Here is a 13,855-nt window from a genome sequence, read left to right on the forward strand (position 1 = left end):
TGGCCGGGGGCATGACGCGAAACCTCAGCGTATCAGTAGCGTTGCTTCCACTCCGCGTCGCTCAGCATCGGGGCCGTTTGCCCCATAAAGTAACGGTAGTAGGCATCGTAGGACAGGACGTTCTTCACGTAGCCACGGGTTTCCGAGAACGGAATACTCTCGACAAATGCCACCGCATCAATGCGCCCGGCGCTGTTGCCCTGCCAGGTGCGTACTCTCCCTGGACCGGCGTTGTAGGCCGCGGAAGCGTAGATACGGTTATTCCCGAACTGCTTGTAAACATATTGCAGATAGCTGGTACCAATATTGATATTGGTTTCCGGATCCAACAGCTGCGACGGGCTGCTGTAGCCAGGGATGTTGAACATACTGACCGTATGGGTCGCCGTTCCCGGCATGATTTGCATCAGGCCGCTGGCACCAACCGGGGAACGGACTTTCGGATTCCACGCGCTCTCCTGGCGAGCGATCGCCATCGCATAGCTTTGGGGAATATCTTTGCCGCTGACATAGCGAGAGAACAGATCGTTGTAGGCCAACGGGAAGCGCTCTTCCAGCTGATCCCACAGCTTCCCGGCGATCGTCGCCTGAACACTGAGATCCCACCAGTGCTGATTGAACGCGTAGCGCGCCAGCTGTGCCTGCTGATCTTTGGTCCGGCTGGTCACCAGGTTCGCCCACTCGCTACGCGCGGTGTTGTCCATATTCCAGTACATCAGCTCACGTACCCGGGCCATTTCCGGTCCGGATGTCAGCGCGGAGTCGAGATTCGCCGGGGCTTTATCGATGCGGAAGGTGAAGTCCTCTCCCAGACGCTGGGCGGCAATCATCGGGTAGAAACCACGCTGCTGCATCAATGAATGGAGGATCGCTTTGGCCTCGTCGTCGCGCCCGCGCTCCATCAGCAGATCCGCCTGCCAGTAACGCCACTCATCTTTCTCTTTCGCTTCCATCGGCAAGCGGGCCAGCCAGGTGTTTAATCCATGACGATCCCCGGCCCCTAGCGCCATTCGCACCCGACGCTCCACCAGCGAAGTGGACTGCGAACGCATAATGGCATCATCGCGCCAGATAGCCTGCTCTTCGGTGACATCATTGCCCATCAGACGCCAGGCGACGATATCCCGCAGCTCCTGGGTTTGATCGTCATTAAGCTGCTGCGCCTGTACCAACGACGGGATCATCAGGCGGGCGTTTTCCGCATCCTGACGGGCCACGCTGGCAAAGGCCACCGCTGCCATCTGGCGGGTGAAGTCCGTCGCCCCGGTGATGCGGGCAAAGGTCATCACCGTATTGGGATCGTTTGCCAACGCAACAACCGCGGAGGAAATGGTCTGGTATTCCGGCGGCATCTGCTGCGCCAGCACCCTCACCAGGGCGGTATTGCCGGCCTTCATGGCCAGACGGATACGCTCGAGATACGCCAGCGGATCCTGCTTCCCGGAGGAACGCCAGGCGCTAAACAGCGCGTCACAGGCGTTAGGCTGGCTTTTACCGGTCAGCCACAGCGTTTTTGCGCCATCCCAGGCTTCCTGTGTCTGCCCGACGCTCAGCTTCGCGTAGTAGTAATTACACTGCGCTTCGGTGCTGGTTGGTTTATCAGGACTGAATGCCAGCAGGCCGTTCCAGTCGGCGCGGCGTGCCAGTTCATTGACGAAGCGTGATTTCAGCGAGCGAGCCGGCGGCAGCGTCGGGTTCGCCTCAATAAAGTTTTTCACCACCAGCGTCGGCTGGTTCATCAAATCGTCCGTTATCTGCCGGTATTGCAGATAGGGGTATAGCGGATAGCTCGCCAGCGTAGGCATCAGCTGTTCGACAACGGACATCTGCCGGCTGTCCCACGCCTGTTTAATTTGAGCATAGCGGTTGCGCTGTTCATCCAGTGAATCCGCATGCACCAGTTGACTGAACGTCAGCAGACTGATGCTGGCCGCCAGAAGACGCCATGCCATTGTTTTGGCTTTTTCCACAAGCTCTTCCCCTATTTAAGTACATCTGTTTACATCAGAGCAGCATCGTGCCGCGTGTAAAATATCCCAGTGTCGCATATAGATATGCTAACCAGACAACGCCAAACGTGCCACGTCCTGGACATTTTTTTACGCTTCTGTGAATCCTATCGCCTCTCTGGGATTACCGTGCGAAAAAGGCTACACTTCGCCTTTGAAAACTATTCACTACTCTACTCAACATCATTCTGACTGCATCAGGGCGGCAACACAGGAATTCTCAGGGAGCATAGCTAACTATGTGACCGGCGTTTCAGATGTCGCCAACACCGAGGCAGCCTGAAGGATAACGAGTATATAAAAGAGGCGAAGTCCAACGTGGCTCAATTCGTTTATACCATGCATCGTGTCGGCAAAGTGGTTCCGCCGAAACGTCATATTTTGAAAAATATCTCTCTGAGCTTCTTCCCTGGCGCGAAGATCGGTGTTCTCGGTCTGAACGGCGCAGGTAAGTCTACCCTGCTACGCATTATGGCCGGCATCGATACCGATATCGAAGGTGAAGCCCGCCCGCAGCCTGGCCTGAAAATTGGCTATCTGCCGCAGGAGCCGCAGCTGAACCCGGAGCAAACCGTTCGTGAGTCCGTGGAAGAAGCGGTCGCCGAAGTGGTTAACGCGCTGAAAGGGCTGGATGAGGTGTACGCGAAGTATGCTGAGCCAGATGCCGATTTCGATAAACTCGCCGCACAACAGGGCAAGTTTGAAGAGATCATTCAGGCTCACGATGGCCATAACCTGAACGTTCAGCTGGAGCGTGCGGCCGATGCCCTGCGTCTGCCGGACTGGGATGCGAAAATCGCTACCCTGTCAGGTGGTGAACGCCGCCGCGTGGCGCTGTGCCGCCTGCTGCTGGAAAAGCCAGACATGCTGCTGCTCGACGAACCAACCAACCACCTGGATGCTGAATCCGTGGCCTGGCTGGAACGCTTCCTGCACGACTTCGAAGGAACCGTTGTGGCGATTACCCACGACCGTTACTTCCTCGACAACGTCGCCGGCTGGATCCTCGAGCTGGACCGCGGCGAAGGCATTCCATGGGAAGGCAACTACTCATCCTGGCTGGAGCAGAAAGATCAGCGTCTGGCTCAGGAAGCGTCTCAGGAAGCGGCCCGCCGTAAATCCATTGAGAAAGAGCTGGAGTGGGTACGCCAGGGCGCAAAAGGCCGTCAGTCGAAGGGCAAAGCCCGTCTGGCGCGCTTTGAAGAGCTTAACAACGTGGAATACCAGAAGCGTAACGAAACCAACGAACTGTTTATTCCGCCAGGAGCCCGTCTGGGGGATAAAGTCGTTGAAGTCAGCAACCTGCGTAAGTCTTACGGCGACCGCGTGCTGATTGACGATCTGACCTTCTCGGTACCGAAGGGCGCGATTGTCGGGATTATCGGGCCGAACGGCGCCGGTAAATCCACGCTGTTCCGCATGATGTCCGGTCAGGAACAGCCTGATGCCGGTGCTATCACCCTCGGTGAAACCGTGAAGCTGGCGTCCGTCGATCAGTTCCGTGATGCGATGGATAACAGCAAAACCGTGTGGGAAGAAGTCTCCGGTGGTCTGGATATCATGAAGATTGGCAACACCGAGATGCCAAGCCGCGCCTACGTCGGTCGCTTTAACTTTAAGGGCGTCGATCAGGGTAAACGCGTAGGCGAACTCTCCGGTGGTGAGCGCGGTCGTCTGCATCTCGCGAAGCTGCTGCAGGTTGGCGGCAACGTGCTGCTGCTCGATGAACCGACCAACGACCTGGATATCGAAACCCTGCGCGCGTTAGAAAACGCCCTGCTGGAATTCCCGGGCTGTGCCATGGTTATCTCGCACGACCGTTGGTTCCTCGACCGTATCGCAACCCACATTCTGGATTACCAGGATGAAGGTAAAGTCGAGTTCTTCGAAGGTAACTTTACCGAGTACGAAGAGTACAAGAAACGCACTCTCGGCGCCGATGCGCTGGAGCCAAAGCGAATCAAGTACAAGCGTATCGCGAAGTAATAAAAACGGGTGGCAAATGCCACCCGTTTTTTTCATCCCGGAAAAGCGGCTCACGTCGCCCCGTCCCGGGCGCTAGCATTAGCGCCTTATCCGGGCTACATGGCGAGCGGTTCACCCATTAGCTGCTTCACCAGATCGACACAGCACAGGAAGCGTGCATCGTAGTCCGACTCCTTGACATGCACGAAGTCGATCTCATTCTCTTTAAGCAACGATATCAACAGCGTCTGGAACTCTTTGCGATCCACCGAACTCCCCAGGCTACGCAGGCCATCGGCCACCCACGGGGTGTTGTTCTCCAGCAGAATCACCAGGTCGAAGCGGTACTCGTCAATCAGCGCCTGAACAAAGGGATGCTCGCGCCCTTCATACTTCAGACAAAACGCCTGAGTGCTGACAAAATCCGTATCGATAAATGCCACTTTATTGGCATATTTTACTGCAAAATCAATATACTGCGCATGACCCAGTGCAATTTTGTCATAGTCAGAATACTGTAGAGCCATCTCATCGCCGCCAAGATGCGAAAACACATAGTCGCGGCCATACTCCCAGGCGCTGGTAGTATTGAAGATGTTGGCGAGCTTGTTCACCAGCGTCGATTTCCCGCTCGATTCGCCACCGAGGATCGCCACCGTACGCACAAAGAACGGCTTCACTTCCGTCGGGATATATTCCCAATAGCGGAAGGGGTTTTCACGAATCTGCCCGCCGCTGATGCTCATAAAGGTACGTTTCGGATCGATCAAGACGGTTTCAATTCCCAGATGCTCGAGATACTGCGCCGCATCGCCCTCCTCCGAGGTATAGATCCAGTTGGGTTCAATCCCTTTTTCATCCATAAAGGTGCGGATCCCATGGCTCCAGACGTCCCAGCCGTGCGGATAAGGCTCCATTCCCTCTTCATTGAAGGCATGGATACGAATGTTTTTTTGATATTTAAAGGTCTGCAGCAGCCAGCGCAGTCGGTCAGGCACGGTCGGCTGCTGCGACATCGCGCTCTTTTCAAACAGCTCGCGGTCACGGGGATCGTCGTAGCCCATGATGATATGCAGCTCATCCACCTGGCTACAGGCGCGCTGGATAAGATAGATATGCCCGGTATGCAGCGGATAAAATTTGCCAAACACCACGCCTACGCTCTTTTGCCGGCGCGGGAATTCAAGCCCCAGAAAACGGTGCAGCGCTTCCAGCTTCTGCGCGCTGGGGCTTTTGATCTTGGCATTCAGCAATTGGCTCAAATAGCCTTTGGTCATTCCGCTGGCTTCCGCAACCTGCTGCAGTGTACAGCCCTTCTGCTTTATGGCGGTTTTGAGATAGTCGAACGATGACACAAGAGCCTCCTGCTTTAGCAAAAATAAAGAAAATACCCGGGGCAACGGGTATTTAATTATAAGTCGTCAAACACACTTAGTGCGTCTGAAAGCTTTTTCACACCAAAGATTTGCATCCCTTCTGGTGCTTTTTTCGGCACGTTGGCTGCCGGAACAATGGCGCGGCGAAAACCGTGTTTTGCCGCTTCGGAAATCCGCTCCTGGCCGCTCGGCACCGGACGGATCTCACCTGATAACCCCACTTCACCGAAGACCACCAGATCCTGCGGCAACGGGCGATCGCGCAGGCTGGAGACCATCGCCAGCAGCAAGGCCAGGTCGGCGCTGGTTTCTGCCACTTTCACCCCGCCGACGACGTTAACAAACACGTCCTGGTCGGCCATCTGCAGGCCGCCGTGGCGATGCAGTACCGCCAGCAAAATCGCCAGACGATTCTGCTCCAGCCCCACCGCCACGCGCCGCGGGTTTGACATCATCGAGTGATCGACCAGCGCCTGGATCTCCACCAGCAGCGGACGGGTGCCTTCCCAAACTACCATCACCGAGCTGCCGGAAGTGACTTCATCGCCCCGGCTAAGGAAAATCGCCGACGGGTTGCTGATTTCACGCAGCCCCTGTTCGGTCATCGCGAAGACGCCTAGCTCATTCACCGCGCCAAAACGGTTTTTATGGCTGCGTAAGGTACGAAAGCGTGAGTCGGCGTCGCCATCCAGCAGCACCGAACAGTCGATACAGTGCTCCAGCACCTTCGGCCCTGCCAGCGAGCCGTCTTTGGTCACATGGCCAACCATGATAATCGCCACGTCGCGGGTTTTGGCGAACCGGGTCAGATAGGCGGCGGTTTCACGCACCTGAGCGACGCTGCCCGGCGACGACTGCACGTCAGCCATATGCATCACCTGGATCGAGTCGATCACCATCAGCTGCGGCTTTTCGTCATCGGCTATCTGACAGATTTGCTCGATGCTGGTTTCCGAGAGCATGTTGAGATTGGCCGTCGGCAGCCCCAGACGGTGCGCACGCATCGCCACCTGCTGCAGCGACTCTTCCCCGGTGACATACAGCGTCTTCATATTTTCGGACAGCCGGCACAGCGTCTGCAGCAGCAGCGTTGATTTACCGGCGCCGGGGCTGCCGCCAATCAGAATTGCGCTACCGGGCACTACGCCGCCGCCCAGAACGCGGTCGAACTCTTTAAAGCCGGTGGAGAAACGCGGGAGCGCCTCAAGGCTGATCTCCGACAGTTTTTGCACTTTCGACACGCCGGCATTCCCGGCGTAGCCCGTCAGACGCTCGTTTCTCGCCACCTGCGGCGAAGCGGCAATGCGCATCTCGGTGATGGTATTCCAGGCCTGGCAGGCGCTGCACTGCCCCTGCCAGCGCGGGTAATCCGCACCACATTCATTACAGACAAATGCGCGTTTTGGAGCTTTCGCCACGTGTTACCTCTTACTTTTGATTCATGCTACCAGAGAGGATACAGAAGACCCCCATCAGATCGGCGTGACGAATGGTCACTTCCGACTGTTCGTTCACTTTTGGCTTGGCATGATAGGCGATCCCCAGACCCGCCGCCTTGATCATCGGCAGATCGTTGGCGCCATCGCCAATTGCCACGGTTTGCGTAGGCTGGATTTCATATTTTTCCGCCAGCTTCTTCAGAGTCGCGGCTTTGTATTTCGCATCGACGATATCGCCGATGACGTTGCCGGTCAGCTTGCCGTCCATGATCTCCAGTTCGTTGGCGACCACGGTATCAAGATGCAGCTTATCGCGCAGGTATTCGGCAAAGAAGGTGAAGCCGCCGGAGGCAATCGCCACCTTCCAGCCCAGCGTTTCGAGCTTCAGCACCAGCTGGGTCAGGCCCGGCATCAGCGGCAGCGACTCACGGACCTGCAGCAGAATACCGGCATCGGCATCTTTCAGCGTCGCTACGCGCTGGCGCAGGCTGGCGGTGAAGTCCAGCTCGCCGCGCATCGCGCGCTCGGTCACTTCCGACACCAGTTCGCCGGTGCCGGCCAGCTTAGCGATTTCGTCGATACACTCGATCTGAATCGCCGTTGAGTCCATGTCCATCACCAGCAGCCCCGGAGTGCGCAGATGAGGAATTTTGCCTAAGGGCGCGACATCCAGCCCCGCATCGTGGGCCAGCCGGGTTGCCCGCTGCGTCAGGGAGCCCGCCAGACGAATCACCTGATAGTCGTCGACCGCCCAGGAAGCCACAATCACCAACGCCGCCCCCAGTTCACGCTGCCAGTCCGTCAGACGGCGTTTATCCAGGCCACGTCCGTACAGCAGCCAGCCGCTACGACCGGCGTGATAATCCAGCGGCATGACCTCATCACCGCTCAGCGAAAGCGGTAATCCAGGCCACAGGGAAACATCTTCGGGCAGATCGCACCAGGTCAAACTGTTTGGCATTACGGCTCCACATTTCTTTATTCAAGCCAGGAAAATAACGCATGAGGCTACCTTGTAACCAACGCTTCTGGCAACATTAAGCTGTAAATATTAAAGGTGGAATATGGTACGCGCAAAACTGAAATTCCGACTGCATCGCGCGGTCATTGTTCTTATCTGTCTCGCGCTGCTCGTTGCTCTGATGCAGGGTGCGTCGTGGTTCAGCCAGAACAGCCAAAAGCAACGTAATCCACAGTTAGAAGAACTGGCTCGCACCCTTGCGCAGCAGGTTACTCTGAATCTGGCCCCGATGATGCGTAGCGAAACGCCTGATGAAAAGCGCATCGGCCAACTGCTGGAGCAGCTCACTCGCCAGAGCCGGATCCTCGATGCTGGGGTCTATGACGATCAGGGCGATCTGGTTGCCCGCTCGGGCGAAGGGGTTAATGTCCGCGACCGGCTGGCGCTGGATGGCAAAAAAGCGGGCGGCTACTTCAATCAGCAAATCGTGGAGCCAATTGAAGGTAAAAACGGTCCGCTCGGCTACCTGCGCCTGACATTGGACACCCATACCTTAGCGACCGAGGCAAAACAGGTGGATAATACCACCAACATTTTACGCCTGATGCTCCTGCTATCGCTGGCTATCGGCGTGGTGCTGACCCGAACCCTGCTACAGGGTAAACGCACCCGCTGGCAACAATCCCCCTTCCTGCTGACCGCGAATAAACCGGTGCAGGATGAAGACAAAGATGAATCAGAATAAGGAAATCGCTGATGTCGACGCTCCGCTTGCTGCTCTCAGACTCCACCGATCCGTGGTTTAACCTCGCGGTCGAGGAGTGCATCTTCCGCCAGATGCCCGCCACTCAACGGGTGTTGTTCCTGTGGCGCAACGCCGACACGGTGGTGATTGGGCGGGCACAAAACCCGTGGAAAGAGTGCAACACCCGTCGTATGGAAGAGGATAACGTGCGCCTGGCCCGTCGCAGCAGCGGTGGCGGTGCGGTATTCCACGACCTGGGCAATACCTGCTTTACCTTTATGGCTGGCAAACCGGAATACGACAAAACCGTCTCCACCCGGATTGTGCTGGCCGCGCTTAACGCGTTGGGCGTTACAGCTGAAGCGTCCGGGCGCAACGACCTGGTGGTGAAAACGGCCGAAGGCGATCGCAAAGTTTCCGGCTCCGCCTACCGCGAAACCATTGACCGCGGCTTTCACCACGGCACGCTGCTGTTGAATGCCGATTTGAGCCGTCTGGCAAATTACCTCAATCCGGACAAGAAAAAGCTCCAGGCGAAAGGCATTACCTCGGTTCGCGGCCGGGTGGCAAACCTGGTCGAGCTGCTGCCGGGCGTCACCCACCAGCAGGTATGTACCGCGATTGAAGAGGCCTTTTTCGATCACTACGGCGAACGCGTCGCCGCCGAAGTCATTTCACCGGATAAGACCCCGGATCTGCCGAATTTTGCCGACACCTTCGCGCGCCAGAGCAGCTGGGCATGGAATTTTGGCCAGGCACCGGCCTTTTCCCACCTGCTGGATGAGCGCTTTAGCTGGGGCGGCGTCGAGCTGCATTTCGACGTTGAGAAGGGGCATATCACCCGAGCTCAGGTCTTTACCGATAGCCTGAATCCGGCACCGCTGGAGGCGCTGGCTGAGCAATTACAAGGCTGCGCATATCGGGCCGAGGTATTACAACAGACCTGCGAGACGTTGCGGGAAACCTTCCCGGAGCAGGAAAAAGAGCTGAGTGAGCTGTCCACATGGATCGCGAGGGCGGTGCGGTAGTACTGGCAGGTGACGTTCCCGCGACAGCGCCAGGCGCGCCGCGGGAAACAGCGTCCCTCTCCCACGGAGAGGGACGGGATACGATTACTCTTGATCGCCCAGCAGAACGGATTCCAGCGCGATTTTGATCATATCGTTGAAGGTGGTCTGACGCTCGGCAGCAGTGGTCTGCTCGTGGGTACGGATATGATCGGAAACGGTACAGATGGTCAGCGCTTTCGCACCGAACTCTGCCGCCACGCCGTAGATCCCGGCGGCTTCCATTTCCACACCCAGGATGCCGTATTTTTCCATCACGTCGAACATTGACGGATCCGGCGTGTAGAACAGGTCGGCGGAGAAAATGTTACCCACGCGCGCGTCTACGCCCAGTGCTTTCGCCGCATCAACAGCGTTGCGCACCATGCCGAAATCAGCAATTGCAGCAAAGTCATGGTCTTTAAAGCGCAGGCGGTTGACTTTAGAGTCGGTGCACGCGCCCATCCCGATAACAACATCACGCAGTTTCACATCAGCACGTACCGCGCCGCAGGAACCCACACGAATAATCTTCTTCACGCCGAAATCGGTGATCAGCTCTTTGGTGTAGATGGAGCAGGATGGGATACCCATACCGTGACCCATGACGGAGATTTTGCGGCCCTTGTAAGTACCGGTGAAGCCCAGCATGCCGCGCACGTTGTTCACTTCACGCACGTCTTCAAGGAAAGTTTCCGCGATGTGCTTCGCACGCAGCGGATCGCCCGGCATCAGCACGACGTCAGCGAAATCACCCATCTCGGCGTTAATATGTGGAGTTGCCATCTTCAGTTCCTTTTAATTTGAATTTTTGTGCCCGGTGGCGCTGCCGCCACCCGGCAATGACCTCAGAACATGGCTTTGCCATATTCCATGTCAGAAGTACCAAAGTATTTTGCCAGGGTCTGACCGATATCCGCGAAGGTTTCGCGGTGGCCCAGGGAACCGGCTTTAACTTTCGGGCCGTACACCAGCACCGGAATATGTTCGCGGGTGTGGTCGGTACCCTGCCAGCTCGGGTCGCAGCCATGGTCGGCGGTCAGGATCAGCAGATCGTCCTCGCCCACCAGCGCCATCAGCTCAGGCAGACGGCGGTCGAAGAGTTCCAGACCCGCAGCATAACCGGCGATATCGCGACGGTGGCCCCAGGAAGAGTCGAAATCAACAAAGTTGGTGAAGACGATAGTCTTATCACCGGCTTCTTTCATCTCGGTGATGGTGGCGTCAAACAGCGCATCCAGGCCCGTCGCTTTCACTTTTTTAGTGATCCCGCAGTTGGCGTAGATATCGGCAATTTTCCCGACCGACACCACGTGGCCGTCTTTCTCGTCCACCAGTTTCTGCAGGACCGTCGCCGCCGGTGGTTCCACCGCCAGGTCATGACGGTTACCGGTACGCTGGAAGTTACCGGCTTTGTCGCCGATAAACGGACGCGCAATAACGCGGCCGATGTTGTAACCGCCTTCGGTCAGCTCTTCACGGGCAATTTCGCACAGCTCATACAGCTTATCGAGGCCGTAGGTCTCTTCATGGCAGGCGATCTGGAACACCGAGTCAGCAGAAGTATAGAAAATCGGCTTGCCGGTTTTCATATGCTCTTCGCCCAGTTGATCGAGAATCACGGTACCCGAGGAGTGGCAGTTACCGAGGTAGCCCGGCAGATTGGCACGCTTAACCAGCTTGTCCAGCAGCTCCTGCGGAAAGCTGTTTTCGTGATCGGAGAAGTAGCCCCAGTCAAACAGTACCGGCACACCGGCGATTTCCCAGTGGCCTGACGGAGTATCTTTACCGGATGAGAGCTCGTGGGCCCAGCCGTACGCGCCGATGACTTCGGCGTTGCCGTCCATACCCGCGGCAATTTTACCGGTAGAGCCTTCATGGGCTTTCACCAGACCCAGACGGGTCAGGTTTGGCAGATTCAGCGGGCCTTGACGGCCATGGTCTGCTTCCCCTTTCGCACACGCCTCAGCGATATGTCCCAGGGTGTCTGCGCCGACGTCGCCAAAGCGAGCGGCATCTTCAGTCGCACCGATGCCGAAAGAGTCCAGCACCATAATAAATGCACGTTTCATATTATTCTCCGTACCTTTTGCGCTGCAAAAAAGCGATCAGATCAGTATACCGCTATTCGGTGATTCGGCGATAGACCGTCGGGGTTTCTTTCGGTGCCGTATCGTCTAGTTTAATTGCCGCTTTTACGGCTTTGGCAGCTTCCTGCCAGCTGCTTTCGTCTTTCGCGTGGATCACCGCCAGCGGTCGCTGTCCGTCGATGCTGTCGCCCAGACGAGCCATATCGGTAAAGCCGACGCTGTAGTCAATCAGGTCAGACGCCTGACGACGACCGCCGCCCATCGAGACCACGGCCATTCCCAGCGCACGGGTGTCCATTTCGGCCACAAACCCTTCACCATCGGCGTAGACCGCTTTGCTCAGCATCGCGGTTGGCAGGTATTTCGCATAGTTTTCAACGAAATCGTTCGGCCCTTTCTGGGCGGCAACCATACGGCCAAAGACCTCTGCCGCCTTGCCGTTGTCCAGCACCGCCTGCAGTTTCGCCCGCGCGTCGGCGTCATCCTGGGCCAGCTTGCCGGAGATCAGCATTTCGACGCACAGCGCCATGGTCACATCAAACAGCCGCGGATTACGGTATTCACCGGTCAGGAACTGTACCGCTTCGCGAACTTCGACCGCGTTGCCAGCGCTGGATGCCAACACCTGATTCATATCGGTCAGCAGCGCGGTGGTGCGCACGCCTGCGCCGTTGGAGACGCCAACGATCGCTTCGGCAAGCGCCGCCGAGAGTTCATAGGTCGGCATAAACGCACCGCTGCCGACTTTCACATCCATCACCAGCGCATCCAGGCCTTCCGCCAGTTTCTTCGCCAGAATAGAGGCGGTGATGAGCGGGATAGAATCCACCGTCGCGGTAATATCGCGGGTGGCATAAAAACGTTTGTCGGCCGGCGCCAGCGAGCTGGTCTGCCCAATAATCGCAACGCCAACGTCTTTAATAATGTCGCGGAAACGCGCGTCATCCGGGAAGATATCGAAGCCAGGAATGGCTTCCAGTTTGTCGAGCGTGCCCCCGGTATGGCCCAGACCACGCCCGGAAATCATCGGCACATAGCCGCCGCACGCCGCCACCATCGGGCCCAGCATCAGTGATGTTACGTCACCAACGCCGCCGGTGGAGTGTTTATCCACAATCGGGCCGTTCAGGTTCAGGCTTTTCCAGTCGAGGACGGTTCCGGAGTCCCGCATCGCCATGGTCAGCGAGACGCGTTCCGGCATGCTCATATCATGGAAGAAAATGGTCATCGCCAGGGCGGCAATCTGCCCTTCCGACACGGTGTTATCACGAATGCCGTTGATAAAGAAACGGATTTCTTCATCGCTCAGCGCGTGACCATCGCGTTTTTTACGAATAATTTCTTGTGCGAGAAACACGGTACCCCCCGAGGAATCAGGTTAAGTGCGGCGGAAAACCCGCCGCGAAAGGAGAATTAATATGCGCTTGCGCTCTTACCATCGCCGTGGCCCAGCGCTTTCAACAGGCTGGCCAACAGGCTGGATGCGCCAAAACGGTAGTGGCGAGAATCAGCCCAGTCTGCACCAAACAGTTCGTCGGCAATCGCCAGGAACTGTTGTGCGTCTTCGGCGCTGCGCACACCGCCCGCAGGTTTAAAACCAACGGTTTTCTGAACGCCCATATCGCGGATCACTTCCAGCATGATGCGTGCGCTTTCCGGCGTGGCGTTAACCGGCACTTTACCGGTAGAGGTTTTGATGAAATCCGCACCCGCTTTGATAGAAATTTCAGAGGCTTTACGGATTAACGCTTCTTCTTTCAGCTCACCGGTTTCGATGATCACTTTCAGCAGTACGTTCGCCGCTGCACAAGCGTCTTTACAGGCTTTAACCAGATCGAAACCGATCTGCTCGTTACCGGCGATCAGCGCACGATACGGGAAGACCACGTCAACTTCGTCCGCGCCGTAGGCGATAGCCGCGCGGGTTTCTGCCAGCGCGATATCGATATCATCGTTACCGTGCGGGAAGTTGGTTACCGTCGCAATGCGGATGTCCGGGGTACCCTGCTCGTTCAGCGTTTTACGGGCAATAGGGATAAAGCGCGGATAAATACAGATAGCGGCAGTATTTCCTACCGGCGTTTTCGCCTGATGGCACAGCGCGATCACCTTTTCATTGGTGTCATCGTCATTCAGCGTAGTCAGGTCCATCAGTTTCAACGCGCGCAGGCTGCTTGCAGATAAATCGGTCATTTCATACTCCGAGGGCGTAGTGCCGTTCAAT

General features: G+C 56.9%; 11 protein-coding genes. 3 read left to right on the forward strand and 8 right to left on the reverse strand.

All coding sequences use genetic code 11. From position 1 onward, the window contains the following. Window positions 1–32: 32 nt before the first annotated feature. Complete coding sequence (gene sltY, locus ACMYSN_RS11415) at window positions 33–1,970, reverse strand: murein transglycosylase (RefSeq protein WP_462498051.1); 1,938 nt, start codon at window positions 1,968–1,970, stop codon at window positions 33–35. A 357-nt stretch (window positions 1,971–2,327) separates the two neighbouring features. Between sltY and ettA the strand changes: the two genes are divergently transcribed. Then, entirely contained in the window at window positions 2,328–3,995 is a 1,668-nt protein-coding gene (gene ettA, locus ACMYSN_RS11420; RefSeq protein ID WP_123757596.1) for an energy-dependent translational throttle protein EttA, read from the forward strand. A 95-nt stretch (window positions 3,996–4,090) separates the two neighbouring features. Here the strand turns inward: ettA and nadR are convergent, their stop codons facing one another. Genes nadR through serB form a run of 3 tightly spaced genes read right to left on the reverse strand, consistent with a single transcriptional unit; the run spans window position 4,091 to window position 7,750 of the window. Next, window positions 4,091–5,329 carry a multifunctional transcriptional regulator/nicotinamide-nucleotide adenylyltransferase/ribosylnicotinamide kinase NadR gene (gene nadR / locus ACMYSN_RS11425; protein ID WP_462498052.1) on the reverse strand — a complete coding sequence of 413 codons (1,239 nt, stop codon included), beginning with the start codon at window positions 5,327–5,329 and terminating at the stop codon, window positions 4,091–4,093. Between the two features lie 56 nt (window positions 5,330–5,385). Then, window positions 5,386–6,768, reverse strand: a complete 1,383-nt coding sequence (gene radA / locus ACMYSN_RS11430) for a DNA repair protein RadA (protein WP_123757598.1) — start codon at window positions 6,766–6,768, stop codon at window positions 5,386–5,388. A 10-nt stretch (window positions 6,769–6,778) separates the two neighbouring features. Beyond that, window positions 6,779–7,750, reverse strand: coding sequence for a phosphoserine phosphatase (gene serB / locus ACMYSN_RS11435; RefSeq protein WP_123757599.1), 972 nt, complete (start codon window positions 7,748–7,750; stop codon window positions 6,779–6,781). Window positions 7,751–7,853: 103 nt separating this feature from the next. Here serB and ACMYSN_RS11440 point away from each other — a divergent pair, with 103 nt between their 5' ends. Both ACMYSN_RS11440 and lplA read left to right on the forward strand, forming a co-directional pair. Continuing rightward, on the forward strand, window positions 7,854–8,495 hold the full coding sequence (locus tag ACMYSN_RS11440; protein ID WP_123757600.1) for a YtjB family periplasmic protein: 642 nt from the start codon (window positions 7,854–7,856) through the stop codon (window positions 8,493–8,495). Between the two features lie 11 nt (window positions 8,496–8,506). Continuing rightward, window positions 8,507–9,523: a lipoate--protein ligase A gene (gene lplA, locus ACMYSN_RS11445; protein ID WP_462498053.1), complete on the forward strand. Its 1,017-nt coding sequence runs from the start codon at window positions 8,507–8,509 to the stop codon at window positions 9,521–9,523. An 84-nt stretch (window positions 9,524–9,607) separates the two neighbouring features. On the opposite strand, the gene deoD is transcribed toward lplA, so the two are convergent. The 4 genes from deoD to deoC form a co-directional block, all read right to left on the reverse strand. After that, complete coding sequence (gene deoD / locus ACMYSN_RS11450; RefSeq protein ID WP_041143950.1) at window positions 9,608–10,327, reverse strand: purine-nucleoside phosphorylase; 720 nt, start codon at window positions 10,325–10,327, stop codon at window positions 9,608–9,610. Between the two features lie 62 nt (window positions 10,328–10,389). Then, a complete protein-coding gene (gene deoB, locus ACMYSN_RS11455) occupies window positions 10,390–11,613 on the reverse strand; it encodes a phosphopentomutase (RefSeq protein ID WP_123757602.1) in 1,224 nt (407 codons plus the stop codon). Window positions 11,614–11,665: 52 nt separating this feature from the next. After that, window positions 11,666–12,988: a thymidine phosphorylase gene (gene deoA, locus ACMYSN_RS11460; RefSeq protein WP_434666292.1), complete on the reverse strand. Its 1,323-nt coding sequence runs from the start codon at window positions 12,986–12,988 to the stop codon at window positions 11,666–11,668. A 56-nt stretch (window positions 12,989–13,044) separates the two neighbouring features. Beyond that, window positions 13,045–13,824: a deoxyribose-phosphate aldolase gene (gene deoC / locus ACMYSN_RS11465; RefSeq protein ID WP_123757604.1), complete on the reverse strand. Its 780-nt coding sequence runs from the start codon at window positions 13,822–13,824 to the stop codon at window positions 13,045–13,047. Window positions 13,825–13,855 lie beyond the last annotated feature (31 nt).

The organism is Klebsiella sp. R445 (genome assembly GCF_051131755.1).
Classification (GTDB): Bacteria; Pseudomonadota; Gammaproteobacteria; order Enterobacterales; family Enterobacteriaceae; genus Klebsiella; species Klebsiella lignicola.